General features: G+C 62.2%; 23 protein-coding genes and 1 tRNA gene. 9 read left to right on the forward strand and 15 right to left on the reverse strand.

All coding sequences use genetic code 11. The features are described from left to right. Nucleotides 1–6 precede the first annotated feature (6 nt). Genes JHW44_RS03945 through murD form a run of 4 tightly spaced genes read left to right on the forward strand, consistent with a single transcriptional unit; the run spans nt 7 to nt 5,394 of the window. Nucleotides 7–1,494, forward strand: coding sequence for a UDP-N-acetylmuramoyl-L-alanyl-D-glutamate--2,6-diaminopimelate ligase (locus tag JHW44_RS03945; RefSeq protein ID WP_179217749.1), 1,488 nt, complete (start codon nt 7–9; stop codon nt 1,492–1,494). Next, entirely contained in the window at nt 1,491–2,891 is a 1,401-nt protein-coding gene (locus tag JHW44_RS03950; RefSeq protein WP_089344951.1) for a UDP-N-acetylmuramoyl-tripeptide--D-alanyl-D-alanine ligase, read from the forward strand. The genes JHW44_RS03945 and JHW44_RS03950 overlap by 4 nt, the downstream gene beginning before the upstream one ends. After that, nucleotides 2,876–3,958, forward strand: a complete 1,083-nt coding sequence (gene mraY / locus JHW44_RS03955; protein ID WP_089344952.1) for a phospho-N-acetylmuramoyl-pentapeptide-transferase — start codon at nt 2,876–2,878, stop codon at nt 3,956–3,958. The genes JHW44_RS03950 and mraY overlap by 16 nt, the downstream gene beginning before the upstream one ends. Nucleotides 3,959–3,990: 32 nt before the next feature. Continuing rightward, nucleotides 3,991–5,394 (forward strand): UDP-N-acetylmuramoyl-L-alanine--D-glutamate ligase, encoded by a 1,404-nt coding sequence (gene murD, locus JHW44_RS03960; RefSeq protein WP_089344953.1) that lies wholly within the window; start codon nt 3,991–3,993, stop codon nt 5,392–5,394. A 23-nt stretch (nt 5,395–5,417) separates the two neighbouring features. Here the strand turns inward: murD and JHW44_RS03965 are convergent, their stop codons facing one another. Continuing rightward, nucleotides 5,418–6,509 carry an FAD-binding oxidoreductase gene (locus tag JHW44_RS03965; protein WP_089344954.1) on the reverse strand — a complete coding sequence of 364 codons (1,092 nt, stop codon included), beginning with the start codon at nt 6,507–6,509 and terminating at the stop codon, nt 5,418–5,420. A 6-nt stretch (nt 6,510–6,515) separates the two neighbouring features. Next, the gene (locus JHW44_RS03970) at nt 6,516–7,748 is read right to left on the reverse strand and encodes an aromatic ring-hydroxylating oxygenase subunit alpha (RefSeq protein WP_089344955.1); all 1,233 of its coding nucleotides are present in this window, start codon (nt 7,746–7,748) and stop codon (nt 6,516–6,518) included. Between the two features lie 233 nt (nt 7,749–7,981). Here JHW44_RS03970 and JHW44_RS03975 point away from each other — a divergent pair, with 233 nt between their 5' ends. Continuing rightward, entirely contained in the window at nt 7,982–9,031 is a 1,050-nt protein-coding gene (locus tag JHW44_RS03975; protein ID WP_089344956.1) for a DUF475 domain-containing protein, read from the forward strand. After that, nucleotides 9,024–10,241 (forward strand): hypothetical protein, encoded by a 1,218-nt coding sequence (locus JHW44_RS03980; RefSeq protein WP_089344957.1) that lies wholly within the window; start codon nt 9,024–9,026, stop codon nt 10,239–10,241. Before JHW44_RS03975 ends, JHW44_RS03980 begins: the two co-directional genes overlap by 8 nt. 8 nt (nt 10,242–10,249) lie before the next feature. Here the strand turns inward: JHW44_RS03980 and JHW44_RS03985 are convergent, their stop codons facing one another. From JHW44_RS03985 to JHW44_RS04030, 10 genes are all read right to left on the reverse strand, one after another. Continuing rightward, entirely contained in the window at nt 10,250–10,534 is a 285-nt protein-coding gene (locus JHW44_RS03985) for a protealysin inhibitor emfourin (RefSeq protein ID WP_089344958.1), read from the reverse strand. Nucleotides 10,535–10,579: 45 nt separating this feature from the next. Next, the gene (locus JHW44_RS03990; RefSeq protein WP_218822582.1) at nt 10,580–11,716 is read right to left on the reverse strand and encodes a M4 family metallopeptidase; all 1,137 of its coding nucleotides are present in this window, start codon (nt 11,714–11,716) and stop codon (nt 10,580–10,582) included. Nucleotides 11,717–11,794: 78 nt separating this feature from the next. Further along, entirely contained in the window at nt 11,795–12,802 is a 1,008-nt protein-coding gene (locus tag JHW44_RS03995; protein WP_089344960.1) for a sn-glycerol-3-phosphate import ATP-binding protein UgpC, read from the reverse strand. A 1-nt stretch (nt 12,803) separates the two neighbouring features. Then, nucleotides 12,804–13,652 (reverse strand): sn-glycerol-3-phosphate ABC transporter permease UgpE, encoded by an 849-nt coding sequence (gene ugpE, locus JHW44_RS04000; RefSeq protein WP_089344961.1) that lies wholly within the window; start codon nt 13,650–13,652, stop codon nt 12,804–12,806. Further along, on the reverse strand, nt 13,652–14,530 hold the full coding sequence (ugpA, locus tag JHW44_RS04005) for a sn-glycerol-3-phosphate ABC transporter permease UgpA (protein ID WP_089344962.1): 879 nt from the start codon (nt 14,528–14,530) through the stop codon (nt 13,652–13,654). The genes ugpE and ugpA overlap by 1 nt, the downstream gene beginning before the upstream one ends. A gap of 66 nt (nt 14,531–14,596) precedes the next feature. Continuing rightward, on the reverse strand, nt 14,597–15,916 hold the full coding sequence (gene ugpB, locus JHW44_RS04010; RefSeq protein WP_089344963.1) for a sn-glycerol-3-phosphate ABC transporter substrate-binding protein UgpB: 1,320 nt from the start codon (nt 15,914–15,916) through the stop codon (nt 14,597–14,599). A gap of 181 nt (nt 15,917–16,097) precedes the next feature. Further along, nucleotides 16,098–17,102, reverse strand: a complete 1,005-nt coding sequence (locus tag JHW44_RS04015; RefSeq protein ID WP_089344964.1) for a DUF808 domain-containing protein — start codon at nt 17,100–17,102, stop codon at nt 16,098–16,100. Between the two features lie 188 nt (nt 17,103–17,290). Next, complete coding sequence (locus tag JHW44_RS04020) at nt 17,291–17,851, reverse strand: fasciclin domain-containing protein (protein WP_089344965.1); 561 nt, start codon at nt 17,849–17,851, stop codon at nt 17,291–17,293. 101 nt (nt 17,852–17,952) lie between these two features. Continuing rightward, nucleotides 17,953–18,666 (reverse strand): anti-sigma factor, encoded by a 714-nt coding sequence (locus JHW44_RS04025; RefSeq protein ID WP_089344966.1) that lies wholly within the window; start codon nt 18,664–18,666, stop codon nt 17,953–17,955. Next, complete coding sequence (locus JHW44_RS04030) at nt 18,663–19,184, reverse strand: sigma-70 family RNA polymerase sigma factor (RefSeq protein ID WP_245847235.1); 522 nt, start codon at nt 19,182–19,184, stop codon at nt 18,663–18,665. Before JHW44_RS04030 ends, JHW44_RS04025 begins: the two co-directional genes overlap by 4 nt. A gap of 165 nt (nt 19,185–19,349) precedes the next feature. Here JHW44_RS04030 and cobS point away from each other — a divergent pair, with 165 nt between their 5' ends. From cobS to cobT, 3 genes are all read left to right on the forward strand, one after another. Beyond that, nucleotides 19,350–20,321, forward strand: a complete 972-nt coding sequence (cobS, locus tag JHW44_RS04035) for a cobaltochelatase subunit CobS (protein ID WP_089344968.1) — start codon at nt 19,350–19,352, stop codon at nt 20,319–20,321. Then, nucleotides 20,318–20,968, forward strand: a complete 651-nt coding sequence (locus tag JHW44_RS04040) for a hypothetical protein (protein WP_089344969.1) — start codon at nt 20,318–20,320, stop codon at nt 20,966–20,968. The genes cobS and JHW44_RS04040 overlap by 4 nt, the downstream gene beginning before the upstream one ends. Nucleotides 20,969–21,091: 123 nt before the next feature. Further along, nucleotides 21,092–22,963 (forward strand): cobaltochelatase subunit CobT, encoded by a 1,872-nt coding sequence (gene cobT / locus JHW44_RS04045; RefSeq protein ID WP_089345011.1) that lies wholly within the window; start codon nt 21,092–21,094, stop codon nt 22,961–22,963. A 124-nt stretch (nt 22,964–23,087) separates the two neighbouring features. On the opposite strand, the gene JHW44_RS04050 is transcribed toward cobT, so the two are convergent. The 3 genes from JHW44_RS04050 to JHW44_RS04060 all read right to left on the reverse strand — a co-directional run bounded on the left by JHW44_RS04050 (nt 23,088) and on the right by JHW44_RS04060 (nt 24,830). Further along, nucleotides 23,088–23,163, reverse strand: a tRNA-Val gene (locus JHW44_RS04050). Between the two features lie 12 nt (nt 23,164–23,175). Then, entirely contained in the window at nt 23,176–23,781 is a 606-nt protein-coding gene (locus tag JHW44_RS04055; protein WP_089344970.1) for a histidine phosphatase family protein, read from the reverse strand. A gap of 77 nt (nt 23,782–23,858) precedes the next feature. Then, nucleotides 23,859–24,830, reverse strand: a complete 972-nt coding sequence (locus tag JHW44_RS04060; RefSeq protein ID WP_089344971.1) for a siderophore-interacting protein — start codon at nt 24,828–24,830, stop codon at nt 23,859–23,861. Between the last annotated feature and the right edge of the window lie 57 nt (nt 24,831–24,887).

The following is a 24,887-nucleotide window of genomic DNA, read 5'->3' on the forward strand; positions in this document are numbered from 1 at the left end:
GACAGGGTGAACCAGCAGGCCACGAAATCGCTGTCGCAGCTGGGGCTGCGGACAAGGGACGGGCGCGACGCCGTCATTACCGGTCTTTCGGTCGATAGCAGAACGGTCAAGCCGGGGCATCTGTTTGCCGCATTGCCGGGGACCACTGTGCATGGGGCGGAATTCATCACCTATGCCCTGCGGATGGATGCGGGGGCGGTGCTGACCGATCGCGCAGGCGAGGCGCTGGCCGCCGATGTGCTGAAGGATTGGCCTGGGGCCTTGATCATCGCCGAGGATCCGCGCGCCGCTTTGGCCGGGGCCGCCGCCCTGTGGTTCGAGGCACAACCCGAACATGTGGTGGCGGTGACCGGAACTTCGGGGAAAACTTCGGTTGCCAGCTTTACCCGTCAGATCTGGCAGGCCTTGGGGCACAAGGCGATCAGCCTTGGCACCATGGGGGTCGAGGGCGATTATCACGCAAAGCTGGCCCATACCACGCCCGAACCCATCACCTTGCATCGTATGCTGTCCGAAGCCGGGGCGGCAGGCGTGACCCATGCCGCGATGGAGGCTTCCAGCCACGGGCTGGATCAACGGCGGCTGGACGGTGTGCGGGTCGAGGCTGGCGGGTTCACCAATTTCAGTCAGGATCATCTGGACTACCACGCCGGGTTTGACGAATATTTCGCGGCCAAGGCGCTGCTGTTCAATCACATCCTGGAAGAGGGCGAATCGGCCGTCATCAATATCGATGGTGAACGCGGACGTCAGATGGCCGAGATTGCCCGCGATCGTGGCCTGGCCGTCACGACGGTTGGTCAGGGTCAGGACGCCATGCTGCGCATTCTGGGCCAGCGCTATGATGCGACGGGTCAGGATCTGCGTTTCTCGCTGATGGGGCAGACCCAGATGGTGCGTCTGCCATTGATTGGCGGATTTCAGGCGGAAAATGTGCTGATGGCGGCGGGGCTGGCCCTTGCATCGGGGGATTCGGCAGAGCGTATCCTGTCGGTGCTGCCGCAGCTGCAGACCGTGCGGGGCCGGATGCAACTGGTCGCGCAACGCGAAAACGGCGCGGCGGTTTTCGTCGATTACGCCCACAAGCCCGGCGCGGTCATCGCCGCGCTGCAATCGCTGCGCCCGCATGTGATGGGCCGCATCGTCATCGTGCTGGGCGCGGGCGGTGACCGGGATCGCGGCAAACGGCCTCTGATGGGGCAGGCGGCCCGTGAATTTGCCGATGTGGTGATCGTGACCGATGACAATCCACGCTCTGAGGATCCGGCTGCCATTCGTGCGGCTGTCATGGAGGGGGCCGGCCCCGAGGCGATAGAGGTCGGAGATCGGGCCGAGGCGATCTTGCGCGGAGTCGATGCCCTGCAGCCCGGCGATGCCCTGCTGATTGCCGGCAAGGGCCATGAAACCGGCCAGTTGGTCGGGCAGGATCTTTACCCTTTCGATGATGCGGAACAGGCCTCGGTCGCCGTTGCTGCGCTGGATGGCAAGATATGAGTCTCTGGAATGCCGCCGAAGCTGCGGCTGCAACGCATGGCGAAGCTTGCGGCGACTGGAAAGCCACGGGCGTTTCGATCGACACACGCACATTGCAGGCCGGCGATCTGTTCGTGGCGCTGACCGATCAGCGCGATGGCCATGATTTCGTCGCACAGGCGCTGAAAAAGGGCGCAGCGGCGGCACTGGTCAGCCGTGTGCCCGAAGATGTTGCGCCGGATGCGCCGCTGCTGATCGTGCCCGACGTGCTGCACGCCCTGGAAGATCTGGGCCGCGCCGCGCGGCAACGTATGGGCGGGCGTGTCATCGCCATTACCGGCTCGGTCGGCAAGACCTCGACCAAGGACATGGCGCGCACGGCCCTGACAGGGCAGGGTCGGATCCATGCCGCCGAAGCCAGCTACAACAATCACTGGGGCGTTCCGCTGACCCTGGCGCGGATGCCTGCCGATACCGATTTCGCGATCATCGAGATCGGCATGAATCATCCGGGCGAAATCGCGCCGCTGTCGTGCATGGCGCGCCCGCATGTTGCGATGATCACCACGGTCGCTGCCGCGCATCTGGAGGCCTTTGGCGCGATCGAGGGCATCGCGCGGGAAAAAGGCGCGATCTTTCAGGGCCTGCAAGCCATCGGAACCGCCATCCTTCCCGAGGATTTGCCCGTCACCGGTATCCTGCGTGATTGCGCGGATGCCGCCGGTGCGGTGGTGGTCGGTTTCGGACGCGACGGCATGGCGCGGCTGATCATGGCCCGGCCCATGGAGGGGCGGCTGAAATGCCGCGCGCGCATTGCCGGCGAGATGGTCGAATTCACGCTTCAAACCACAGGTGCACATTTTGCCATGAATGCCGTGGGCGTTCTGGCTGCCCTGGCGGCCGCCGGGGCCGATGTCAAACAGGCCGCTGCCCGTCTTGGCGACTGGCAGCCCCCCAAGGGCCGCGGCGCTCTTGAGGATATCGGGCGGTTTCGCCTGATCGATGATGCCTTCAACGCCAATCCGGCCTCATTGGCGGCAGGGCTCGCGACCCTGGCCGGGCTGGAAGGTGGACGCCGCGTAGCCATTCTGGGCGACATGCTGGAACTCGGCCCTGATGAGATCGCCCTGCACCGCACAGTCGCGCAGGATCCGGCGATGGAATCGGTCGATCTGGTGCATATGGCGGGGCCGCGAATGCGGCATCTGTATGACGCCCTGCCGCTTGAAAAGCGCGGCGATTGGGCCGCAGATGCGGCGGAATTGGCCGAGCGGGCCGCCGATCTGGTCCGCGACGGCGATATTGTTCTGGTGAAAGGGTCGAAATCTTCGCGGATTTCGACCGTGGTTGACGCGCTGCGTAATTATGGGCAGACGACTGACCTCAAACGAGGGGATGATGAATGCTCTATTGGCTGAGCAGCTTTTCCGAAGGGGGCGACCTCTTCAACCTGTTTCGATACATTACATTCAGGGCAGGCGCGGCGTTTTTTACCGCTTTGATCTTCGGATTCATTTTCGGGCGACCGCTGATCAACTATCTGCGCAAGTCGCAGAAGAAAGGCCAGCCGATCCGCGATGACGGCCCCGAAGGCCACTTCGTCAAGGCAGGTACGCCCACCATGGGCGGGCTGCTGATCCTGTCGGCGCTGTTCTTTTCGACCCTGCTTTGGGCAAGGCTGGAAAACGGATATGTCTGGATCGTTCTGACCGTCACGGCGGGCTATGCCGCCATCGGTTTCGCCGATGACTATGCCAAGGTCAGCAAGAACAACACCAAGGGCGTTTCCGGGCGCATCCGCATGGGGCTGGGGCTGGCACTGGCCTGCATTGCCTCGATCTGGGCGATGTGGCTGCATCCCGCGGAACTGAGTGGTCAGTTGGCCTTGCCGGTCTTCAAGAACGCACTGATCAATCTGGGCGTCTTCTTTGTCCCCTTCGCGATGATCGTGATCGTGGGTGCCGCCAATGCCGTGAACCTGACCGATGGTCTGGACGGGCTGGCCGTCATGCCGGTGATGATTGCGGCGGCCACATTGGGGGTCATCGCCTATACGGTGGGGCGCGTTGATTTCACCGAATATCTGGGCGTGCATCACGTGCCCGGTTCGGGCGAGATCCTGATCTTCGTCGCGGCGCTGATCGGCGGCGGTCTGGGCTTCCTGTGGTATAACGCGCCACCCGCTGCGGTCTTCATGGGCGATACCGGCTCGCTGGCGCTTGGTGGTGCCTTGGGTGCCATTGCCGTGGTCACCAAGCACGAGATCGTGCTGGCCATCGTTGGCGGCCTGTTCGTGGTCGAGGCGCTGAGTGTGATCATCCAGGTGCTCTATTTCAAACGCACCGGCAAGCGCGTGTTCCTGATGGCGCCGATCCACCACCATTTCGAGAAGAAAGGCTGGGCCGAGCCGCAGATCGTCATTCGATTCTGGATCATTGCGCTTATCCTTGCGCTGATCGGTCTGGCGACGCTCAAGCTGCGCTAGGCGATCCGTCGCATTCATCAAGAGAGGTCGTCATGATTCCCGTCGAAGGCGTTGAAAACCAGACTATTGCGGTGCTTGGGCTTGGCCGCTCGGGCAGGGCCACCGTGGCGGCGCTGACCGCCGGCGGGGCCAATGTCATCGCATGGGATGACGGCAACGACACACGCGAGGCGGCTGCAGCAGAAGGCGTGCGGATCGTCGATCTGACCCGCGCGGAATCATGGCATGAGGTGACGGCGCTGATCGCCTCGCCGGGTATTGCGCATCTTTACCCCAAACCGCACCCGGTCATCGCACAGGCCTATGCGCTTGGGGTGCCGGTGGACAATGACATCGGCCTGTTCTTTCGCAGCTATGCCAACGAGGACTGGTCCTATTTCGACCGTGCGCCGCGCATCATTGCGGTCACGGGATCCAATGGCAAATCCACCACGACCGCGCTGATCCATCATGTTCTGACCGAATGTGGCCGGCCCGCGCAGATGGGTGGCAATATCGGCACCGGTGTGCTGTCGCTTGAGCCCGCCGTCGATGGCGAGGTCGTGGTGCTGGAACTGTCCAGCTATCAGACCGATCTTGCCCGTGCGCTGACACCGGATGTCGCCGTCTTTACCAATCTTTCGCCCGACCATCTGGACCGTCATGGCGGTCCGGGGGGCTATTTCGCAGCCAAGCGACGGCTGTTTGCCGAAGGTGGGCCGGACCGCGCGGTGATTGGTGTTGATGAGGATCAGGGCCTGTATCTGGCAAACCAGCTGGGCATGGGACCATCCGATGATCGGGTCATCCGCATTTCGGCGGGGCAAAAGCTGGATCGCGCGGCATGGTCGGTCTTTGCGCGCAAGGGCTTCCTGTCGGAATACCGCAAGGGCCGTCAGGCCGCTTCGATCGATCTGCGCCAGATTTCCGGCCTGCCAGGTGCGCATAACCATCAGAATGCCTGTGCCGCCTATGCGGCCTGCCGCGCGGTTGGTCTGGCCCCGCGCCAGATCGAGGCCGCCTTCCACAGCTTTGCCGGTCTGCCCCATCGCAGCCAACTGGTGGCCGAAATTGGCGGCGTCAAATATGTGAATGACTCCAAGGCGACAAATGTCGATGCCGCGGCGAAAGCCCTGCAGGCCTTCTCGCATATCCGCTGGATCGGAGGCGGTCTGGGGAAAGAAGGCGGCATTTCCGATCTGCAGCCCTATCTGGGCAATGTGACCAAGGCCTATCTGATCGGCCATTCGGCGCGGGATTTCGCACTGGAGTTGGGTCAGACGCCCTACGAGATTTCGGACACGATGGAACAGGCTGTTCGTCAGGCCGCGGCGGATGCCGAGCCCGGTGATACCGTTTTGCTGGCACCCGCAGCCGCCAGCTTTGACCAATACCCCAATTTCGAAAAGCGCGGCGAGGATTTCACCCGGCTGGTGCGGGCGCTTCAGGACAGCTAGTCCGCGCCCGCCCGTTATCGCGATCAGACCTCGACGGCGATCTTGCCCATCGGGTTCGAGCAGCAGGCCAGGATCCAGCCGTCCTCGATATCCTCGTCCGAGATGCCGCCGTTATGGACCATATGCACCTCGCCCGAGACCTTCTTGATCTTGCAGGTGCCACACAGACCAAAGGTGCAGCCTGACGGGATGTTCAGCCCCGCGCGCTTGGCGACAGCCAGCACGGTGTCGGTCTCGGCGCAGCCGGTCGTCACGCCGCTGGTGGTGAAGGAAATCTGTGCGCGGCTCTCCTCGTCGGGAATGACATCGTCCATCTCGGGCGATTCGGCTTCGGATTCCACCGGCGCGCCAAAGCTTTCCTGATGGTAGTGGTCCATGTCGTAACCCAGCGCGATCAGCATGTCGCGCACGGCCTGCATGAAGGGCTCGGGGCCACAGCAGAACACCTCGCGCTCCAGATAATCCGAGGCCATCAGCCCCAGCATGATCTGGCTGAGACGGCCCTGATAGCCATGCCAGGTCTTGAACGGTTCAGGCTCTTCGACGGTGAAACGCAATTGCAGGCCGGGCGAACGGTGGGCGAATTGCTCCAGCCGCTGGCGGAAGATGATGTCCGAGGGACGGCGCGCGGCATGGACAAAGACGATGTCATGGTCCTCGCCACTGTCCCAGGCCCAGGTGGTCATCGACATCATCGGGGTGATGCCCGAACCGGCGGAGATGAACAGATATTTGCGCGCCGGATGGCGGTGGGACGAGAAGATCCCCGACGGCCCATAGGCGCGGATCTTCATGCCGGGTTTCAGGTTGTCCATCATCCAGCGCGTGGCGATGGATGTCGCCTGTGCCTTGGCGGTGACGGAAATCGACAGCGGCCGGGACGGAGAAGAGGACAGCGTATAGGTCCGCTGGACATTTCCGGCCTGACCCTTTGACGGATCAACCGGCAGGTCCAGCGTAATAAACTGACCGGGCTGATAATCGAACCAGGCCCCCGAGGGAGACCGGAAGGTGAAGGTCCAGGTATCGGCCGTTTCGGGGACGATCTGGGTGCATTCCAGCATTTCGGAATCGTCCCATGGCTCGACGGCCCAGTTCGTGCGGGTTCGTGTCATCGCGTTCTACTCTGCTGCCGTTTGCAGTCCAAGGCGTTCGGTCATGGTGGCGCAATACCAATCGACCAGATGGATCACGCCGGCTTCCTGGCTGGGGGAATAGGGGCCGGGTTCATAGGCGGGGCTGAGAATTCCGGCCTGGTTTTCCTCGACGACGCGGCGGTCTTCGTCATTCGTGGCCAGCCAGACTTCGGTCAGCTTCTGAAGATCGTAATCCTCGCCCTCGACCGCATCCTTGTGGACCAGCCATTTCGTCGTGACCTCGGTTTCGGTCGGGCTGATCGGCAGGATGCGGAAGACGATCGCATGATCGGGCAGAAAGTGGTTCCAGCTGGACGGGAAGTGATAGAACATCAGCGCCCCGGCGTCATTCCACGGGATCGTCCCCATGCGCCGCGACACGGCGGCCTTGCCCGACATGGTGAAGCTTTCGGCATCGTCCATCAGCGGCACGCGGGCAAGACGCCATTGCATGTTGTCGCCATGGACAAAGCGCGACGGCAGGTTCGCCTTGTCGCAGCGGTCCCAATGCGCAAGGATTTCGGGGCTGGCGGCATTGGGCCCCTCCATCACCGTCATCAGCGGATCGTCGGAATAGGTGCGGCACAGCGAGGGGTGCGAGCCGCCGCAGTGATAGCATTCGCGGTTGTTTTCCAGAACCAGTTTCCAGTTGCCCTTTTCGATGATGGTCGAGCTGTGGGCGACCTTGGATTCGGCCAGTGCGCTTGGCCCGACATAGCGCATCAGGTTCTGGGCCAGATCGGCCAGCGATGGCGGCACGGGGGCGACGCAGACAAAGATCATGCCGCCGATATCGGCGCAATGCACCGGCTTCAGCCCGTATCTGGACGGATCAAACCCTTCCCCCATGTCACGGGCATAAAGAAGCTTGCCGTCCAGATCATAGGTCCATTGATGATAGGGGCAGACCAGCTTCGGGCTGCTGCCCGAGGTCTTGGGACACAAGCGCTGCCCGCGGTGGCGGCAGACATTGTGGAAGGCCCGCACGCGGCCATCGGCACCGCGCACGATGATGACCGGGTATTCGCCCAGTTGCAGGGTCGAAAAACTGCCGGTCCTGGCAATCTCACATGAGGGAATGGCAAAGACCCACTCGCGATACCAGATCTGCTGCAGGTCGTCCTGCAGCGCCTGTTCACCGCAATATAGTTCGCGGGGCAGGGAAAATCCGGGTTGCCGTGAGGCGATGAGTCGGGCGGTCGAATATGGCTGGGTCATCACGCACCTGCTGTGAATGGCGCTGGTTCAGGTTCAACCGCCACAGTAATCGTCACAGGCTGCGAGGACGTCCATTTTGCGACATCACATTTGTCAAATCAGACATGTGACGAAAACGCGAAAAGAAACTGCGACCCTGTGGTGCCCGCGTCACGAGGCATGACGTGACGTGCGACTGCTTGCTGTCCCTGCGTGGGGCGAATATCTGTCACCTGTCTTGGAAAGGATACCGCATGCGCACGACGCTCTCCTATCTTCGTTGGCCGTTGATCGTGACAGGGCTGGGCATCGCGCTTGCAGGTTATCTGGGATGGGAGTTCTCGCATGATTCCGGCGGGGCGCTGTCATTTCTGCTGATCGCGCTTGTCCTGGCGGTGCTGGAAATCTCGCTGTCATTCGACAATGCGATCGTCAATGCCAACAAGCTGCAAGAGATGTCCCCGCAATGGCAGCGCCGCTTTCTGACCTGGGGCATTCTGATCGCGGTCTTCGGAATGCGGATTGTCTTCCCGCTGATGATCGTGGTGATCGCCGCGCAGATCGGGCCTGTTCAGGCCATCGAACTGGCCGCCGCCCATCCCGCCGAATATGCCGAGCTGATCCGTGACGCGCATCTGCCCATTGCTGCCTTTGGCGGATCGTTCCTCATGCTGGTCGCGCTGAGCTTCTTTTTTGACCAATCCAAGGAGGTTCACTGGATTGGCAGGCTGGAACGCGGGCTGAGGGCCTGCGGATCGGTGCGCGGCATGGAGGTGGGATTCGTTCTGGTTTTCATCCTGATCTTCGTCTGGCTGTTGCCGGTGCGTGACGAGCGGCTGTTCATGTTCAGCGCCATGTGGGGCATCGTCACCTTTCTGGCGGTGGATGCCCTGGGCCATGTGCTGGACAGATGGGGCAATGCGCAGGCCGCATCCTGCACCATGGGAACGGCGCGCGCGGGGCTGGGTGCCTTTCTTTACCTGGAGGTTCTGGACGCCTCGTTCAGCTTTGACGGCGTGATCGGAGCCTTTGCCCTGACGCAGAACCTGTTCCTGATTGCCATCGGGCTGGGCATCGGGGCGATGTATGTGCGCTCGATGACGGTCATGCTGGTCGAAAAGGGCACCCTGGCCGAGTTCCGCTATCTTGAACATGGGGCCTTCTGGTCGATCCTGACCCTGTCGATCATCATGTTCGGACAGACCATGTGGCATCTGCCCGAGGTGGTCACCGGTCTGCTGGGGGCGGGGTTCATCGCCACCGCATTCGTCAGTTCGGTCCTGTGGAACCGCCGCCATGGCTGAAGCGGGTGCGACCGAATGGATCCTTCTGGGCAGCTTTGCCACTGCCCTTGCCATTCTGGTCAATCCCCGCCTGCGCCACTCGCCGAAATGGGGGGCCATGGTCACGCCGCTGGCCTCGATCATCGGCAGCGGTTTCCTGGTGTCGGTACCGCTGCTTGCCTCGCGCCTTGGAATCTGGTCGGTGGTCGCGATTTGCGGGCTGTGCCTGTTGGCGTGGTTCATCGGCGGTGCCATCCGTTTCAACATCGCCCATGCAGAGCCGCTTTGCACCCTCGGCGGGCGTGATGTCCTGAATCGGGTCGAGCGCGGGTCGCATCTGGTTCTGGCCGCGGCCTATTTCGTGTCGGTCACATATTACCTGGCCCTGCTGGGGGCCTTTGTCGTCAAGCTGACCGGGGCGGACTGGCCGGTGATGGGCACGATGATCGCCTCGGCCTTCGTGATCGGCATCTGTGCCATGGGCGTCACGCGCGGTCTGTCGGGGGTCGAGCGCGCGGAAAAGCTGACCGTAGCCATGAACCTGTCGGCAATCCTTGCGCTGCTTGTCACATTGCTATGGCGAGACGGCCATCTGGCATCGGCGGCCTGGCATTCAGTGCCTGTCACGACCGCATATGCGGCGGGGGATCAGCTGCGCTTTCTGATGGGCCTCCTGATCGTCGTGCAGGGTTTCGAGACGACTCGTTTCACGGGCGACATGTATGATGCGCCAGCGCGTATCCGCGCAATGAAGCGGGCGCAAATCCTGTCATCTCTGATCTATGTAGTCTTCTTCACGCTGATGATTCCGCTTTACGGGCAGTTTCAGGAAGAAACCGATGTTGCAGGCTTTATCGGCGTGATCGGGGTCGTCTCACCACTCCTGCCCTTGCTGATGGTCATGGGGGCGGTGGCCAGCCAGTTCTCTGCTGCCGTGGCCGATTCGATTGGCAGCAGCGAGTTGGTGACCGACCTTCTCCGGGGGCGGATGGGGCAGGCCGCCGCCTATTGGCTGATCGGCGGGGTCGCGCTGTCGCTGTTGTGGCTGACGGATGTGACGGCCATCGTGGCATTGGCCAGCCGGGCCTTCGCGCTGTTCTATGCGCTGCAATGCGGGGTTGCGGCCATCGTCGCGCATCGGCGGGGCCAGATGGCGAGATCGGCATGGTATGGCATTCTGGGTCTGGCCTGCGCGGCGACGGCAATCTTCGGACTGCCTGCCGAAGGCTAGCCTTGCCGTCAGAAGCGGTCCAGCAGGTCCAGCGTGTCGGGGGGCAGCTGGTCTTCGCGCAGGATGAAATTCTGCGGCGCATCGCTGCCCTGGATGATGGTGATCGAATAGGTCACGCGATCCGCGCAGTTGTTGCAGGGCGTGCGCGCCAGCCGCGCCAGTTCCGCAGGGCCGAAGGCCTCGCAGAGCTCCTGCCGCAAGGGCCCGACCTGTTGATCCACGTCGATACGTTTGTGCAGGGCTGATGCCGCGATACCACCAAAGCCGCCCTGTGACGCGATTTCTATGATCATAGCGACGCACCCGCCCGAAATGACACCCATCACGAGATCCTAGTCTCAGATCCCGATTCCAACAAGTTTCCACGCCCGGCGGAGCAGCAACGTTTCCGAACTGCCCGATCCGCTCAGTTCCGAGGCAGCGGCCAGGGTCTGATCTGCCCAATCGGTAAAAGTGGCCATCGGGTTGTTCAGCCGCTGCAAGGCGCGATACCAGATCCGCCCGGGCAGTTCCCATGCACGTCCGCCGATATAGTTGCAGAACAGGTAGAAGGCATGGTTGGGGATGCCGGAATTGATGTGAACGCCACCGTTGTCATCCGTGGTGGTGACAAAGTGATCCATATGCCAGGGCTGGGGATCCTTGCCCAGCAGATCATCGGCATAGGCGGTGCCCGGCGCCTTCATGCTGCGCAGCGCCGCGCCATTGACGCCGGGTCCCAGGATGCCCCGCCCGACCAGCCAGTCGGCTTCATGAACCTGCTGGCCCAGCCGCCGCTGCAACGCCAGGCTGCCGAACACATCGGCGATGCTTTCGTTCAGTGCCCCGGACTGGTTCTCATAGATCAGCCCGCCCGAATGCTGGATCACGCCATGGGTCATCTCATGCCCGATGACCGACAATTCCAGAAATGTGCGAAACACCTCTCCGTCGCCGGTGCCATAGGCCATCTGCGTGCCGTTCCAGAAGGCGTTGTTGTAATTGCGACGGTGGCGGACCGTCGCGACCAGAGGCATGCCCGATCCGTCCAGAGAGTTGCGGCCATATTCTTCGGCAAAAAGTGAGAACACATCGCCGGCCCCGTCATAGGCCCGGTCCACGTCGTCGTCCCCGGTGGGCGGATCACCTTCATTGCGGATCAGCTTGCCGGGCAGGGCAGCCTTGAACTGGCCGTCGTGGATGCGCCGCTCGGGACAGCAGGGCTCTCCGCTATCGGTCAGCGCATGGCTTTCAAAAGGGCCCGAGGCGCCCGCGGTGCCCGGCGTCATGTCGGCATGTTCGCTGCGCTGATCGCGCAGCTTTTCGGTCTGCTTCAGCAATGTGCGGGCCATGCGCGCGGTGCTTTCATCGCCCCGCAGCGCCAGAACCCGCAGCATATGTGGAGGAATGATGCAGGTTATCGGGTGATGCGTTGAACAGGACAAGGAAAGGCACATCTGGCGACCCCATGCTTGATTGCCTGCCCAGTCTACCATGGCTTGCCCCTTGTCGCATCAGACAAGAATGCCCGCGCCATTTCAGGCGCGGACAGATCAAGTCAGCTTCAGCCGGTCTCAGGCGATGCGGGCGCCGGTCTCGCGATCGAACAGATGCAGGCTCTTGCGGTCGAAGCTCAGGCGCAGCGTGTCGGACAGTTCGGAATCCGAAGGCAGCGCGATCGTCAGCTTTTCGCCGCCGGTCTGGCCATGGACCAGACGTTGCGCGCCCAGTTCCTCGACAGCCAGCACATCCATCAGGATCGGCCCTTCCGCCTCGACGCTCAGATCCTCGGGGCGGATACCGATCATTCCGGCATGGGCTGTGCCCGGCAGATGCGGAACGGCGCGGGAATCGATCAGATTCATGGCCGGGCTGCCGATGAAGCTGGCGACAAAGGCCGATGCCGGGCGGCGGTAAACCTCCAGCGGGGTGCCGATCTGTTCGACCCGGCCACCATTCAGCACGACCAGGCGATCGGCCAATGTCATTGCCTCAAGCTGGTCATGGGTCACATAGATCGAGGTTGTCCGCAGACGTTTCTGCAACTCCTTGATTTCCAGGCGCATGGCGACGCGCAGCTTGGCATCCAGATTGGACAGGGGCTCGTCGAACAGGAAGGCAGCCGGTTCGCGCACGATGGCCCGCCCCATGGCAACCCGCTGACGCTGACCGCCCGACAGGGCGCGAGGCTTGCGGTCCAGAAAACTGCCGATCTGCAGGATCTCGGCGGCGATATTCACGCGACGGTCGATCTCGGCCTTGGGCGTGCGCCGGTTCTTCAGACCATAGGCCAGGTTCTGTCGCACGGACATATGCGGATAAAGCGCATAGTTCTGGAACACCATCGCGATGTCGCGATCAGCCGGCTCGATCTGGTTTACCACGCGGTCGCCGATGCGGACTTCGCCATCGGTGATGCTTTCAAGGCCGGCGACCATGCGCAGCAGGGTGGACTTGCCGCAGCCCGAAGGGCCGACCAGAACGATGAATTCGCCATCCGCGATGTCGAGATTCACATTGCCCACCGCGCGTGCGCCACCCGGATAGACCTTGCCGAGATTGTTGAGTGTAATTGAGGCCACGTTATTTCTCCGTCTCGACCAGTCCTTTGACGAACAGCTTTTGCATGGCGATGACCACCGCGACGGGCGGCAGCATCGCCAGCACGGCTGTCGCCATGACCAGATGCCATTGGGGCAAACCGTCCACCGCGTCGGCCATGCGTTTGATGCCCGCGACGATGGTATAATATTGTGCGTCAGTGGTGATCAGCAGCGGCCAGAGATATTGGTTCCAGCCATAGATGAACAGGATGACAAAGAGTGCCGCCATATTCGTCCGCGACAGCGGCAGAAGGATGTCGCGGAAGAATTTCATCGGGCCGGCACCGTCGATGCGCGCGGCCTCGACCAGTTCGTCAGGCATGGTCAGGAAGACCTGCCGGAACAGGAATGTGGCCGTGGCGCTGGCGATCAGCGGGATCGACAGCCCGGCATAGCTGTTCAGCAGGCCCAGACCGGCGACCACCTGAAAGGTCGGCACGATCCGCACTTCGACGGGCAGCATCAGCGTGATGAAGATGCACCAGAAGGCCAGCCCGCGAAACGGAAAGCGGAAATAGACGATGGCAAAGGCCGACAGGATCGAAATGGCGATTTTGCCGATCGCGATTGACAGCGCCATGATCAGACTGTTCAGCATCATCCTTCCGACGGGCGGTGTGCCGCTGGTCGAGACGCCGGCATCCAGCATCCGGCTGTAATTTTCGACCAGATGCGGGCCGGGCCACATCGGGACCGTGCCCGACATGAAATCCGTTGCGCTGTGGGTCGAGGCCACAAAGGCGACCCAGACCGGCAGCGCGACCACCGCGATGCCAAGGATCAGGACCAGATGGGCCAGCAGGTTCAGGCCGGGGCGGTTTTCGATCATCAGTATTCGACCTTCTTTTCTACCCAGCGGAACTGGATCACGGTCAGGGTGATGACCAGCAACATCAGAACCACGGATTGCGCTGCGGAACTGCCGATGTTCTGGCCAACGAAACCGTCGAAATAGACCTTGTAGACCATGATGTTGGTGGCCTGCGCCGGGCCGCCCTCGGTGGTGGCGTCAATGACGCCGAATGTGTCGAACATCGCATAGACGATATTCACGACCAGCAGGAAGAATGTCGTCGGTGACAGCAGCGGCAGGGTGATGTCGAAGAAGCGCCGCACGGGCCCCGCGCCGTCAATGGCCGCCGCCTCGCGCATGCTGGCGGGAATGGCCTGCAGCCCGGCCACGAAGAACAGGAAGTTGTAGCTGATCTGTTTCCACGCGCTGGCGATCACGACCAGGATCATCGCGTCGGTCTTGGAGCTGATGTGGTCCCAGTCATAGCCGATCACGTCAAGCAGATAGGGCATGATCCCGATGGTCGGGTTGAAGATGAACCACCACAGGATACCGGCGACGGCCGGGGCCACCGCATAGGGCCAGACCAGCAGAGTCGTGTAAACGCGGGTGGAGCGGATCATCCTGTCCACGGCAATGGCCAGCAGCAGCGACAGGCCCATCGACAAGGCCGTGACCAGCACGGCAAAGACCGCCGTCACCTGAAGCGAGTTCAGATATTCGGGGCTGTCCAGAAGGGCTGTGAAATTGTCCAGCCCTACAAAGCTGGTGTTGATGCCAAAGGCATCCTCACGCAGGAAACTTTGCTTGATGGCCTGACCGGCGGGCCACAGGAAAAAGATGAAGGTGATGGCCAGTTGCGGTGCCAGCAATAGCCAGGGGAGCAGCTGATTGTTGAATATGGTGCGCTTCATCGGGGTTCCGGTCAAAAAATGGCAAAGGGGGCGCAGACGGCTGCGCCCCCTTGTCTTGTAGCAGGCTTACTGGTGCTGCGCCTTGAATTCCGCGATCAGCTTGTTGCCGCGTTCGACAACACTGTCCAGAGCCTCCTGCGCATCCTTGGACCCGCTCAGCATCTGTTCGAATTCCTCGTCGATGATGCCGCGGATCTGCACATAATTGCCGAAACGCAGGCCTTTGGAATTCTCGGTCGGTGCGTTCAGAGTGATCTGTTGCAGGGCAACTTCCGAGCCGGGGTTCTGATCATAGTAGTTCTGTTCCTTGCCCAGATCATAGGCTGCCTGGGTGATCGGCAGATAGCCCGAGAACTGGTGCCAGTCGGCCTGAACCTCGGGCGAGGACAGATATTCAAAGAACCTGGCCGCGCCTGCATATTCCTCGTCGGGGCGCCCCGAGAGAACCCAAAGCGTCGCGCCGCCGATGATGCTGTTCTGAGGCGCACCTTCAACATCGTCGTAATAGGGCAGCATGCCATAGCCCAGTTCGAAATCGGTCGCATTGGCGATGACGCCCGCGCGGCTGGCCGAACTGTTCATGATCATCGCGCAATCCTGCGAATAGAACATCGGCGGGGCGTTGTCGCCGCCCACCGGGCCACCATATTTGAAGATGCCTTCATCGGCCCATTTCTTCAGATTGGCCCAATGCTTGGCCTGAACCGGGCCATTCACCGTCAGTTTCGCGTCCAGACCGCCAAAACCGTTCTGCTCGGTGCCGATCGGCTGATTGTGCCAGGCGCTGAAATTCTCGGTCTGGATCCAGCTGATCCAGCCCGTGGTAAAGCCGCAGGATGCCGCGCCGGAATCAATGATCTTCCTGGAAAACTCTTCCATTTCGCCCCAGGTCTTGGGCGGGGTGTCGGGGTCAAGGCCGGCCTTCTCGAAGATGTCCTTGTTGTAATACAGGATCGGGGTCGAGCTGTTGAAGGGCATCGACAGCATATTGCCATCGGTATCGGTGTAATAGCCGACCACCGCGGGCAGGAAGGCGTCCTGGTCGAAGGGAACGCCCTGATCCTGCATCAACTGGTGGACGGGCACGATTGCACCTTCGGCGGCCATCATGGTGCCGGTGCCGACTTCAAACACCTGCACGATGGCGGGCTGCTGCTTGGCGCGGAATGCCGCGATGGCAGCGGTCATGGTTTCGGGATAGGTGCCCTTGTAGGACGGGATCACATTGTATTCGTCCTGGCTTTCGTTGAAGCCCTTGACGATCTCCTCCAGCTTGGCGCCCAGTTCGCCGCCCATGGCGTGCCACCATTGGATGTCGGTCTTGGCATTGGCGGCCGAGAGAGACGCGATCAGCGCAAGGGCCGATGCGGTAAGAATACGAGACATGTTTTTCCTCCCAGTGAGGTTGCGGTTCAAAGTCGGCCTAGCGGCGCTTGATGACGAACGTGCAACGATGCTGTGAAGGAAATGTGACAGCCTTTGTTCATTCGGTCAATATTCTGTTTTTTTCGACTTTGTTGTTATTTTTTCCATGTTTGGGTTCAATTTTCGGTTGCGAACCGCAGGTCTAGGATTCCGGCTTCGCGGCGAAAAGCGATTTGATGGCTGCAAGCAGGGGCAGGACGGTTGCCTGAAGCAGGGGGTTGATCAGGCCGGTGGTGATCGGGATCAGCACCAGGCCCAGCATCAGGCCGCCGATACCGTCGAAAAACGCGGTGGTCATCCAGCTGACAGCGCCGGGCCAGTGATTGATGGCGGCCGCGACGGCCAGAGCCTGATGATGGATCCAGTCATAGGGGGCCGACCATCCCAGCGAGTCCAGACCGTGGACGATGATATTGCCACCGACCCAGAGCATGGCCGCCGTGCCCACGACGGTCAGCGTCGTCATCAATCCGGGCATGACCTTGACGATCCCACGCCCGAAGGCGGCAATCAGCCCCCTGCGATCGGTTGCCAGATGCACGCCGACGTCATCGGCCTTCACGATCAGCGCCACGGCTCCATAGACCGTGACCGTGATGCCGATGGCGACGACCCCAAGGATCAGGGCTTTCATCCACAGCGGATCTTCGGCGGGAATCGTGGACAGGGCGATGGTCATGATCTCGGCCGACAGGATGAAATCCGTCTTGATCGCGCCGGCGACGCGCTCTTCTTCCAGGGCCGAGCCGTCACCGTCGGGGTGGATATGCTTTTCGCTGTCATGCCGGTCCGTGTGGATGAACAGATGCGCGATCTTCTCGGCCCCCTCGAAACACAGATAGGCCCCGCCGATCATCAAAAAGGGCGTAATCAGCCATGGCGCAAAGGCTGACAGCAGCAGCGCCACGGGCAACAGGATCACCAGCTTGTTGAAGATCGATCCCTTGGTGATCTTCCAGACGATCGGCAGTTCGCGGCTGGCATGGAAACCATGCACATATTTCGGCGTGACAGCGGCATCATCGATAAGGGCGCCTGCGGCCTTGGCCCCGGCCTGGGCGGCCTGACCCGCCACATCGTCAATTGACGCCGCGGCCACTTTCGAAATCGCGGCGACGTCATCCAGAAGCGCTATCAGCCCGCTCATATGTTGTCCGATCCTGTCCTGTTGCTGACTGTGAATCTGAAAGGGCGGCGGTCAGGTTGCAACCCCGCATCTGTCCGCAAGCCGGAAACCGTTGCGTCCAAAGGAAAGGCCCGCGCGAAATTCATCACGCGGGCCGGTCTGTCAGCCTGTGATCAGGCGGACGCAAGGACGATCACATCCGGGGACGATCACATCCGAGGCGTCATCACCGTGTCGATGACATGGATCACGCCGTTGGACTGATCCACATCGGGAATGGTGACGGTGGCGACCGAGCCATTCTCGTCCGTCAGTTGCAACGCATTGTTGTCAGGATTGATCGAGGCGGTCAGCGTGCAGCCCCCCAGAGTGGGAACAGGATGGGCGCCGCCGTCATCCATGATCATCTTGCCGATGGCCGGTGACATCGCATCGGCGGCCACGACATGGCATTTCAGGACGGTTGCCAGCGTTTCCCTGTTTTCAGGCTTCAGCAGGTCGGCGACGGCTTCCGGCGGCAGTTTCGCAAAGGCTGCATTCGTCGGGGCAAAGACCGTGAAGGGGCCGGGGCCCATCAGCGTCTCGGCCAGACCGGCAGCCTTCACCGCCGCGACCAGCGTGGTGTGGTCGGCGGAATTGACGGCGTTTTCCACGATGTTCTTGTCGGGGCTCATCTCGGCACCGCCGACCATCGTGTTGGCGGCAAAGGCACCTCCGGTCAGGGCGGCGGTCACGGTTGCGGTAAGGATCGCGGTCTTGATGCGGGTCATGGTCTTCCTCCGGGCAAACCGGGACGGGGTTTTCCCGTCCCTCTGCCCCTAGTCACGGAGGGATTCCGAAAAAGTTGCGCAGAGAGGCAAAATTTTCGATGTCACGAGTTCGTGAGCGCCGCAATGGCCACGACAGGTCCGGTGGCCTGACCTGTCGGCGATCCGCCTTCGGGCTCGTCGGACAGGGCGATCTGGATTTCCTCGGACGGATCCAGCCCTTCGGGCAGGGTCATGCGCAATGATCCTTCGCGCGGGACAAGCCCGATCGAGATCGGCGCCGAGCCGTCCGGTTTGATCCACCAGATTTCATAGTCGCGCCCCTCACCGGCAGATCCGTCTTCCAGCGCGATTTCCATGTCGCGCCCGTCAACCCGTGCCGCGACGCGCAGGGCATCATCCTCGGTGACAAGCTCGGCGGTGTACGCTTGGCCGGGGGCGGGCTGACGGCTGGCCTGATCGGGCAGCCACAGGAATGCGGCCAGAGCGGCGAGGGTCGCAAAGCCCGCGAACAGCGCGAAGGGCCGGCGCCACCATGGGGCGGTGGCATTCAGATCCTTGGCCAGAGGTGCCTGAACGTGGCCCAGCTTTTCACGAATGCCCTGCCTTGCGCGGGCAGGGGCCATGACCGGGGTCAGGTCTTCGGCCAGCGTGGCAAGGCGTTCCTGCCAGTCGCGGACCGATTGCGCGAAATCCGGGTCTTCGGACAGGCGGGCCACTGCGGCGGCGGCCTCGTCGCCCTCCAGCAGGCCAATGGCCAGTTCCGCCGCCAGCGCCTGATCTTCTTCGCTTGGGGTCAGTGGGATCTCTTCACTCATTGGCTGACACAGTCCTTCAGGCTGAGCAGGCTGCGGCGCAGCCAACTGCGGACGGTGTTGATCGGTTTGCCCTCGCGTTCGGCCAGATCGGCATAGGTGGCGCCCTCCAGATAGACCGCACGTACGGCCTGGGCCTGCTGATCGGCCATGGCCGACAGGCAGTCGTCCAGCATCCTGCGTTCCTGCGCCCGGATCGCCACTGATTCGGGGCCGGGTTCGGTCGAGGCGACGGTTTCGGCCAGATCGGCGGCCATGCCCGCGGGGCGCGACCGGCGGGCGCGCAGCCGGTCGATCGCGCGGTTGCGGGCGATCGTGATCAGCCATGTCATCGGGGAGAGGCCGTTCGAAGCATAGCGCGAGGCATTCTGCCAGACCTTGATATACACGTCCTGCAGCGTTTCCTCGGCCTCGGGGCGGTCTTTCAGAACCGACAGGCAGACAGCATGCAGCTTGGACGATGTGACATCATACAGCGCGTCAAAGGCCGAGCGGTCGCCCATGGCAACCCGCGCTATCATTTCTTCCAGTTGAAGTCGGCGGGCATCCTGCACAATGTGTCTCGATGGTGATTTCCGGTTTGGCGTAACCTTATGGGCGCAGTTTGGGGGCGTCAACGCGCGCCCTGCTTGCACAGTCGCCACGAATGCGCGATCAAGGCGCGGATGCGAGGAAAGGGCCCGAATATGCTGGACGCGAACGCCAAACCAACCGAAGAGATCGACCTGCGCGAAGTGTTCGGTCTGGACAGCGACATGAAGGTCAGGGGATTTGCCGAACGCAGCGAGCGCGTCCCCGAGATCGACAGCACCTATAAGTTCGACCCCGACACGACTTTGGCAATCCTTGCCGGCTTTGCCTATAATCGGCGTGTCATGGTGCAGGGCTATCACGGGACCGGGAAATCCACCCATATCGAACAGGTTGCGGCGCGGCTGAACTGGCCCTGTGTGCGGGTCAACCTGGACAGCCATGTCAGCCGGATCGATCTGATCGGCAAGGATGCGATCAAGCTGGTCGATGGAAAACAGGTCACGGTCTTTCACGAGGGCATCCTGCCATGGGCCCTGCGCAACCAGACCGCCATCGTCTTTGACGAATATGACGCCGGGCGCGCCGACGTGATGTTCGTCATCCAGCGCGTGCTCGAGGCTGATGGCAAGCTGACCCTGCTGGATCAGAACGAAATCATCACGCCGAACCCCTATTTCCGGTTGTTCGCGACATCGAACACCGTGGGTCTGGGCGACACGACCGGGCTGTATCACGGGACGCAACAGATCAACCAAGCGCAGATGGACCGCTGGTCCCTTGTGGCGACGCTGAACTATCTGTCCCATGATGCCGAAACGGCAATCGTGCTGGCCAAGAACCCGACCTACAACAATGAGAAGGGCCGCAAGATCATCAGCCAGATGGTCAGCCTTGCCGATCTGACCCGGACCGCCTTCATCCAGGGCGATCTGTCCACGGTGATGTCACCGCGGACCGTGATCAGCTGGGCACAGAATGCGCGGATCTTCGATGATATCGGCTATGCCTTCCGGCTGACCTTCCTGAACAAATGCGACGAGCTCGAGCGTCAGACCGTGGCCGAGTTCTATCAGCGTCTGTTTGACGAGGAACTGCCCGAAAGCGCCGCCGCGAAGGCGCTGTGAAGGTCGCGCTGACAGCCTGTCTGTCCGTCCCGGTCGCGCTGATCGGGGTTTCGGCGGCTGCGCAACCGGTACTGCCTGCCGATGAGGCGGCGATCCTGCCGCGCATCGTTCAGGCCGTTCAGGTCGATATCTCGGATGAATATATCGGTGCCGAGCGGGCGATTCTGCTGGCCAGTGGCGATCCCGATGCCAGCAGTGCCGATCTGGTCATTCTGGTCGGAGCGCCCGATGAGCGGGTCGGCCAGCCGATCGCGATCGGGCGCAATCTGCTGTGGATGGGCCAGATGGCCGGGCAGATTCCGCAGCTTGAGGTCACGTCGAACCACGGGTTGAAGGTCCGGGCAGAGCAGATCGGCATCGGCCGCAATGCCTGGGACGAGACCCTGACCCTGGCCGAGCGTGAAGGCGAAATCCGCATTGCCGGCTATACGCTGAATCAATGGGATCGCCTGACCGGGGCCTCGGCGACCTGCGACTGGAATCTGCTGACCGGCAGATGGGTGCAGGATATCAGCCCTTCTGCCGATTCGGGACTGTCCGCCATCCACAAGGAAGGCGGACAGCCGGCCCATTACCTTCTGTCGGACTGGCGCATGGACGATCAAGGCTGGCCCGATTTCTGTGCGGTCGATCTGGACGAATATTGAGGCGAGCCGCTCTGTCGCGCCACCTCGCCGTTCGGATTCTCCGCATTTGTGCAACCGCAGGCGGCAAGGGGCCGCGATATCTGCCCCCTTGCGACAGGCTGCGCCTGGTGGTCTATGGAAGATATGAAGAATTCTGATAACCCCGCCGATCCGTTCAAGAAGGCCCTGACCGAAGCCACCCGCGCGATGGCGGATGAGGGCGAGTTGAACGTGACCTTCAGCGCTGATCCTTCGGGCGTGGCCGGAGACACGATGCGGCTGCCCCAGATCAGCCGTCGGATGGGTCGTGACGAAATCCTGCTGGCGCGGGGCACGGCCGATGCACTGGCCATGCGGATTCGCCACCATGACGCCGCCACCCATAACAAGTTCGCCCCCAGCGGGCCGATGGCGCGCGAGTTGTATGAGGCGATGGAAACCGCCCGTTGCGAGGCCCTGGGCGCGCGCGACATGCCCGGTGCGCTGTCCAATATCGACGCCAAGCTTGGGGCCGAAGCCGACAAGAAGGGCTATGGTCAGATCACCCAGGCTGCGGATGCGCCACTTTCTGTGGCGGCCGGATATGTGCTGCGTCAGGCGGCAACGGGGCGGGCCCTGCCGCCGGGCGCACAGAATGTCGCCGATCTGTGGCGGCCGTTCATTGAACAGCAGGCCGGCGAGACCATCGCCAATGTCAATGATGTGCTGGATGACCAGGAGGCTTTCGCGCGTCTGGCGCGGCGTGTCATCAGCGAGCTGGGCTATGGCGACCAGCTGGGCGACGACCCCGATCAACCCGAGGATGACGAGGCCGAGGAAAACGCCGAACAGGACGAAGAGGCCGGCGACAATCAGTCCGGCGATCAGGACGAGAACGAAGAGGCCGATGCCTCGCCCGAGCAATCGCAGGAACAGCAGCAGGACGAACGTCAGGCACAGGTCAGCATGGATGATCAGGCCAATGACGAGCTTGCCGATGAGGCCGAGGTGCCCGAGGCGGAAGCTCCGCCCGATATGCCGCCTCCGGTCAGCGAGGCCTCGGCGGAATACAAGGTCTACAGCCAGGCCTGGGATGAAGAGATCCGCGCCGATGAACTGGCCGATCAGGCCGAACTGGAACGCCTGCGCGCCTATCTGGACAAGCAGCTTGAACCGCTGCGTGGCGCGGTCAGCCGTCTGGCCAATAAATTGCAGCGCCGCCTGCAGGCCCAGCAGAATCGCAGTTGGGAGTTCGACAAGGAGGAGGGGGTGCTGGACGCGGGTCGTCTGGCACGGGTCGTCGCGAATCCGACCACGCCGCTCAGCTTCAAGGTCGAGAATGACACCGAGTTCCGCGACACTGTCGTCACCCTGTTGATCGACAATTCCGGGTCGATGCGGGGGCGGCCGATCTCGATCGCGGCCATCTGTGCCGATGTTCTGGCGCGCACGCTGGAACGCTGCGATGTCAAGGTCGAGATCCTCGGCTTCACCACCCGTGCATGGAAGGGCGGGCAGGCACGCGAGGCATGGTTGCAGGACGGGCGTCCCGCCCAGCCGGGGCGGCTGAACGATCTGCGCCATATCATCTACAAGCCGGCCGATGCGCCCTGGCGTCGCGTGCGCCCCAATCTGGGGCTGATGATGAAGGAAGGGCTGCTCAAGGAAAATATCGACGGCGAGGCTCTGGAATGGGCGCATCGGCGGCTGTCCAAGCGGCCCGAAGCGCGCAAGATCCTGATGGTCATTTCGGATGGTGCGCCGGTGGATGATTCGACCCTGTCGGTCAATCCGGCCAATTTCCTTGAAAAGCACCTGCGCGATGTCATCGCCATGGTCGAACGCAGGAAGGCCGTGGAATTGCTGGCCATCGGCATTGGCCATGATGTCACCCGCTATTATGAACGCGCCGTGACGATCACCGATGCGGAACAGCTGGCCGGGGCCATTACCGAGCAACTGGCGGCGCTGTTTGACAATGATCCACGCAAGCGCGCCCGCGTCATGGGCATCGCCGCTGCACGTCGCGCCAGATAGGCGGATCATCAGACCGGCGGGAACATGCCTGCCGGTCACTGTCTGCTAGCAAGATCGGGCGGATCCGCTGCAAAACATCGGCCGGCCAGGGCTGTGCAGGGCAAATGGATCTGATGGATGGAAATGGTGGGCGGTGAGGGATTCGAACCCCCGACATCTTCGGTGTAAACGAAGCGCTCTACCAGCTGAGCTAACCGCCCCCAGCGGCGCTTCTAGCCTGCAGTTCTGGCGGAATCCAGCCCTCTTGAGCGCTGAAGGCAAGTTTTTCGCCAGATCTGATGATTGCGCTCGCGAATGACATGCAGCGCGCCCTGTTCCACGGTCAGTTCACCCAGCCGCGAAAGCGGCCAGCCCATGGCCAGCAGGCGCAGCATTCGCAGGGTCACACCATGGGTGACGATCAGCGCGGGGCCATTCAGGTCGGCCAGAAAATCACGACATCTGGCATGAAGTTCTGTGAAATGCTCTCCCGACGGGGTCTGATCATACCAGTCCAGATCATTGATGAAGATCGCGGGATGGGACTGGCGCAGATCGGCCAGCCGCATTCCGGTGAATTCGCCCACGTCGATTTCGGCCAGTCGCGAATCGACGCGGAACTCACGCCCCTCAAAGGCGATTCGCGCCGTTTCCAGGGCCCGTCCCTGCGGGCTGCTGAAGCAGGGCGCATCAATGGATCGGATGATCGCGGCCAGATCTGCGGCCTGCTGGCGACCTCTGGGCGTCAGATCGGAATTCAGCCGGCCCTGCAGCCGCCCCTCGACATTCCAGAACGTCTGGCCATGGCGCATCAGGTAGAGGTCCGGGCACAAGGTCATCGCCTCCGGGCTTGCTGGGTTTCCGGGGTTCTACCCCGTTCCGGTCATGATGTGAAAGAGCCGGTCTTGCCTGCGGTTCAGGACCAATAGGCGGCCACCAGAAAGTTTCGCTTGCTCTGACCGGCCTGTAGCAGATGCTGGCGGGCCTTGCCTGCCTGTTCCGCATTGGCGGCAAACCAGATGAAATCATCCGCATCAAATTGCGTCGCAACCAGTTGGTCAACCAGATCGTCCGTGCGGCAAAGGCGCGGGTCGTTCCTCAACGGACCCAGATCCTCGGGCGCACAGGAAATGGCTGCGCTGACCTGGCGATGAGATCGGGACAGGATGCGGCGAATGGCGGGCAGGGCGGTTTCATCGCCAAACAGCCAGATACGGTCGGCGTCAGGGCAGGAACCCCCGCCCGGCCCCATGATGGCGATGGTCTGTCCGACCGGATCCGCCAGCGCCCAGTCGCAGGTCGGACTGCCGTCATGGCGGAAGATATCGAAATCCAGCCAGCCTTCACCCAGCGCCGAAACCGTATAGACCGGCTTGTGCAGCCGATCTTCACCATCGGGCCAGCCGACCCGGCCGCTGGCGGTGACGCGCGGCCAGACCGCTGCCCGCCCGGCCGGCGGCAGCAACAGGCGAAAATGCAAGCCACCATCGGCAAAGCGGGCCGCATCTGCGCCGGCGAGCCGGACGCGCAGGAAATTCGGGCCAAGGGCGCTGACCCGTTCCACCTGCATCAACGACAGGCCGGGTGCCAGCTCGCCCGTGTCGACATGGTCCCAGCTGATGTCCAGCCCGATCTCTGCAAACAGTTCGGTGGCGCTGTCGCGCAGGTTGCCGATCAGTCGCCGCTCGGGCGCGGTCAGATCAACGGTCACGCTGTCGGGCAGGGGCGTCAGGCGCAATTCGCAGCCAGAGACAGTCATGCTCAACTGCTCGGGCGTTTCCACCAGCGGTATATCCCATGCCGCGGCCCGTGCCTTCAGCGCTGCAACCGCAGCGCCCGCCGGGCGCGATATGATGCCGATGCTGCGATAGCTGCGAAGATGGGACATGTGGTCAACCTTGCCTGAGGCTGGAAAAGCGGTCGGAAAGTATTTTACCTGGTTAAT

The sequence above is a fragment of the Paracoccus seriniphilus genome, assembly GCF_028553745.1.
Classification (GTDB): Bacteria; Pseudomonadota; Alphaproteobacteria; order Rhodobacterales; family Rhodobacteraceae; genus Paracoccus; species Paracoccus seriniphilus.

Excerpts from the sequence above, each read along its gene's own strand:
- JHW44_RS03950 (WP_089344951.1), top strand. The coding sequence starts at position 1,491 with ATGAGTCTCTGGAATGCCGCCGAAGCTGCGGCTGCAACGCATGGCGAA.
- mraY (WP_089344952.1), top strand. The coding sequence starts at position 2,876 with ATGCTCTATTGGCTGAGCAGCTTTTCCGAAGGGGGCGACCTCTTCAAC.
- murD (WP_089344953.1), top strand. The coding sequence starts at position 3,991 with ATGATTCCCGTCGAAGGCGTTGAAAACCAGACTATTGCGGTGCTTGGG.
- JHW44_RS03965 (WP_089344954.1), bottom strand. The coding sequence starts at position 6,509 with ATGACACGAACCCGCACGAACTGGGCCGTCGAGCCATGGGACGATTCC.
- JHW44_RS03970 (WP_089344955.1), bottom strand. The coding sequence starts at position 7,748 with ATGACCCAGCCATATTCGACCGCCCGACTCATCGCCTCACGGCAACCC.
- JHW44_RS03975 (WP_089344956.1), top strand. The coding sequence starts at position 7,982 with ATGCGCACGACGCTCTCCTATCTTCGTTGGCCGTTGATCGTGACAGGG.
- JHW44_RS03980 (WP_089344957.1), top strand. The coding sequence starts at position 9,024 with ATGGCTGAAGCGGGTGCGACCGAATGGATCCTTCTGGGCAGCTTTGCC.
- JHW44_RS03985 (WP_089344958.1), bottom strand. The coding sequence starts at position 10,534 with ATGATCATAGAAATCGCGTCACAGGGCGGCTTTGGTGGTATCGCGGCA.
- JHW44_RS03990 (WP_218822582.1), bottom strand. The coding sequence starts at position 11,716 with ATGGTAGACTGGGCAGGCAATCAAGCATGGGGTCGCCAGATGTGCCTT.
- ugpE (WP_089344961.1), bottom strand. The coding sequence starts at position 13,652 with ATGATCGAAAACCGCCCCGGCCTGAACCTGCTGGCCCATCTGGTCCTG.
- ugpA (WP_089344962.1), bottom strand. The coding sequence starts at position 14,530 with ATGAAGCGCACCATATTCAACAATCAGCTGCTCCCCTGGCTATTGCTG.
- ugpB (WP_089344963.1), bottom strand. The coding sequence starts at position 15,916 with ATGTCTCGTATTCTTACCGCATCGGCCCTTGCGCTGATCGCGTCTCTC.
- JHW44_RS04015 (WP_089344964.1), bottom strand. The coding sequence starts at position 17,102 with ATGAGCGGGCTGATAGCGCTTCTGGATGACGTCGCCGCGATTTCGAAA.
- JHW44_RS04020 (WP_089344965.1), bottom strand. The coding sequence starts at position 17,851 with ATGACCCGCATCAAGACCGCGATCCTTACCGCAACCGTGACCGCCGCC.
- JHW44_RS04025 (WP_089344966.1), bottom strand. The coding sequence starts at position 18,666 with ATGAGTGAAGAGATCCCACTGACCCCAAGCGAAGAAGATCAGGCGCTG.
- JHW44_RS04030 (WP_245847235.1), bottom strand. The coding sequence starts at position 19,184 with ATGATAGCGCGGGTTGCCATGGGCGACCGCTCGGCCTTTGACGCGCTG.
- cobS (WP_089344968.1), top strand. The coding sequence starts at position 19,350 with ATGCTGGACGCGAACGCCAAACCAACCGAAGAGATCGACCTGCGCGAA.
- cobT (WP_089345011.1), top strand. The coding sequence starts at position 21,092 with ATGAAGAATTCTGATAACCCCGCCGATCCGTTCAAGAAGGCCCTGACC.
- JHW44_RS04055 (WP_089344970.1), bottom strand. The coding sequence starts at position 23,781 with ATGACCTTGTGCCCGGACCTCTACCTGATGCGCCATGGCCAGACGTTC.
- JHW44_RS04060 (WP_089344971.1), bottom strand. The coding sequence starts at position 24,830 with ATGTCCCATCTTCGCAGCTATCGCAGCATCGGCATCATATCGCGCCCG.